5 protein-coding genes are annotated in these 2,681 nt (G+C 38.6%); 3 read left to right on the forward strand and 2 right to left on the reverse strand.

The window, feature by feature from the left end; all coding sequences use genetic code 11:
- Together VNE01S_RS19510 and VNE01S_RS18620 are read left to right on the forward strand one after the other, a co-directional pair.
- Window positions 1-456: GNAT family N-acetyltransferase (locus VNE01S_RS19510; RefSeq protein ID WP_245649917.1), on the forward strand; the 456-nt coding region annotated here is incomplete at its 5' end.
- Window positions 457-651: 195 nt separating this feature from the next.
- Entirely contained in the window at window positions 652-1,173 is a 522-nt protein-coding gene (locus VNE01S_RS18620) for a hypothetical protein (RefSeq protein WP_053397295.1), read from the forward strand.
- Window positions 1,174-1,358: 185 nt separating this feature from the next.
- On the opposite strand, the gene VNE01S_RS18625 is transcribed toward VNE01S_RS18620, so the two are convergent.
- Together VNE01S_RS18625 and VNE01S_RS18630 are read right to left on the reverse strand one after the other, a co-directional pair.
- Window positions 1,359-1,655, reverse strand: a complete 297-nt coding sequence (locus VNE01S_RS18625; RefSeq protein WP_045623917.1) for a type II toxin-antitoxin system RelE/ParE family toxin — start codon at window positions 1,653-1,655, stop codon at window positions 1,359-1,361.
- 6 nt (window positions 1,656-1,661) lie between these two features.
- Complete coding sequence (locus VNE01S_RS18630) at window positions 1,662-1,904, reverse strand: type II toxin-antitoxin system Phd/YefM family antitoxin (protein WP_000557294.1); 243 nt, start codon at window positions 1,902-1,904, stop codon at window positions 1,662-1,664.
- Window positions 1,905-2,146: 242 nt separating this feature from the next.
- On the opposite strand from VNE01S_RS18630, the gene VNE01S_RS18635 reads away from it, so the two are divergent.
- Window positions 2,147-2,572, forward strand: a complete 426-nt coding sequence (locus VNE01S_RS18635; protein ID WP_050450737.1) for a hypothetical protein — start codon at window positions 2,147-2,149, stop codon at window positions 2,570-2,572.
- Window positions 2,573-2,681: the final 109 nt, after the last annotated feature.

Genomic DNA, 2,681 nt, shown 5'->3' on the forward strand with positions numbered 1-2,681 from the left:
ACAGGTATGAAATTCGAATACAAGAAAGTAGAACCAAACAACATTGATTTTCAAGCTCTCGTAGCTGAATTGAACTATTCACTCAGCCAGATTACTAATGATTCTGGTGAAAGCTCGTTTTCATCTGATGCTTTCGATTCGTCGAAAGATGGATGTATTGTGATCTACCTAAACAAAGTTGCTGTAGCGTGTGGGGTATTTAGGCACCATCAAAGTGAAGTGTGTGAATTAAAGCGAATGTACTCAAACAAACCTGGCGCAGGTGGTTATTTACTCAAACAACTAGAATGTTATGCGGTTGAAAAAGGTTATAAAAAAGCCGTCCTGTCTACACGTAGAATTAACTCAAAAGCGGTGAACTTCTATAAACGTAACTCTTATTCAGAGTCAGGTGCATATGGAAAATACGTTGGTGTAAAACGGTCAATTTGTCTATCAAAGGCGCTAGTCACATAACAAAGCATTTAAGAGGGATTCACAACGCTTGGCAGTTTTGGTTTGAATTAGCTTAAGTGTTTACGGCACAATGGTTTAGGTTAAGTGGTGGCGTTGTTCACCCCTTAATGCGGCGTTAGCTTAACTGATTCATTGAGTGCATTGAATGTTATGTTAATTTATTGATATAGTGGAAATTTTTAGTGAGATAAGGTAATGACTGAAAGGAACTCGAGTATTATTAGTTTTCAAGTAACTCTAAATGATATTTTGTTAGTCGTACTAATTGTGGTTACGTTTCTAACGTACTTGGTAGCGAAAGATTCGTTAGAGTTAGAGAAGGAAAAGTTCTCCCCATATTTTGTTCAAACAGAGTATTTCCCTATTCAAGAAATCTTGGATACCGCAGAAACGGCATACTTATTTGAGAACGAAGGTGAAAAACGAGGTTCATATAAGTTTTATGCTGCTTCAAATGAATTTTGGCTCGAGTTGGATGGAGATAATAAGGGTAAGCGCAGGAGTATTGAACTTGGATATGGCCTGGGTAAAGGAGAGGCTCAGCGCTTGAATTTTAAAGTGTATATGCCTACCGGGAAGCAAATGCCCTCATTAGCATCTTATCGTTTTACGTTGACTACTCCCACTCAGGGAGTCATACATGATAAAAGCTATTGTTATCAACTCATTGAAGGCAAGAAATATGTAAATGTCGGGTGTCCAACGTCAAATAATTGATTGCGTTAAGCTAACAAAGCATTTAAGAGTGATTCCCAACGCTTGGCATTTTTCATTCCGTCGTTGGGTTTTGTGTTTACGGCGGTAAGGTTACGTCTCGTGGTGGCGTTGCTCACACCTTAATGCGGCGTTAGTTTACTAATCAAGATCATCACCCTAAATTCAAATCTAGGGTGAAACCTTGATTATAAGTGGTTCTGAGGAAGTTGTGATTGACCGAGTATAGCTACAACTAAAATAAAGCCATCCTCTTTTGTAAAGTAAGCGGTATGCTTGCCTACAGGGAAATAGAATCCGCTTGGGTATATTTCATCACAACTTCGACCAACAGCCGGATTATCAGCAAGCATTTGAAAACCAGTTAGTAACGTATCTTTATAGCTTCGCCACTGCATTTCGGAGAAATTGTTAACTGTATAGCTTTTAATTTTCCGTAAATGAGCCTGAGCTAATTTACTCAGTTTGTATTTGTTCTTTTGCATATCGGGTTATAAGGCGTTTAAAAAGTCTTCACCATCAACCACATCACCTTGTGCTAAGTCTTGTTTTGCGGACTCGAAGCAATGTCTAAGGTAATCGGCTTTCATTGCTTCTAGTTCTTCATAGTCCTTGATAGACATTACAACTACGGCATCTTTACTGTTCTTGCTAATCTTCACAGGCTCACGTTGGGCGCTTAGGAGTAGCTCACCAAAATTACGTTTGGCATCATTTGCTGTTAATGTATGCATGATCAATCTCCAAATCTGGAATTACAGTAAGATTATAGTTGGTCGCATGAAATGGTCAATATAATTAAATCGTGCGATTTGTGCGAAAGGTAAACTAACAAGCAATTTAAGAGGGATTCACAACGCTCGGCATTTTTGGTTTTACTTCAAATTTAGTGTTTATGGCACAATGCTTTAGGTTTGGGTGGCGGCGTTGTTCACCCCTTAATTGGGCGTTATGTTTTTTTTGAAGGAAGCTATAAGTGTATAAAAATCCAACTGATTTAGAACTGCTTGAATGTATTTATAACCACTACCGAGCAGAGTTTGAATTGTATGATTCAGATGAAACAATTAGAGATGGAAAAATATATGTGCCTATAGACTGCAAGCTTATTGCAGGAAAGTTGCGTGCTGACCCAGAATTGGTATTTGGTCGATTGTACTACCATTTGGCTAATGTATATAAATATCAGCAATCCAAAGGCGTCGAGGTTAAATTGTTTGAGTTTGAAGTGGATAAACAACGCCACTGTATACAGTTTCCGGTTTTGGCATCAGCCGTAGCGAATCTAAAAGCTGATCATCAACGATATAAACATTCGCTTGTAGCTTCAATATTTGCGGTAGTTGTAGCTGTCGGGGCAGCGGCAATAACAGCATACGATGTATTTGGCTCCAAAACATAACAAACAATTTAAGAGTGATTCACCACGCTTGGCATTTTTGGTTTGGGTTTAGTTTAGTGATTACGGTGTTCAATTTGAGTGTTGTGGTCGCGTGGTTCACACCTTAATT

Source organism: Vibrio nereis NBRC 15637 (assembly GCF_001591105.1).
Classification (GTDB): Bacteria; Pseudomonadota; Gammaproteobacteria; order Enterobacterales; family Vibrionaceae; genus Vibrio; species Vibrio nereis.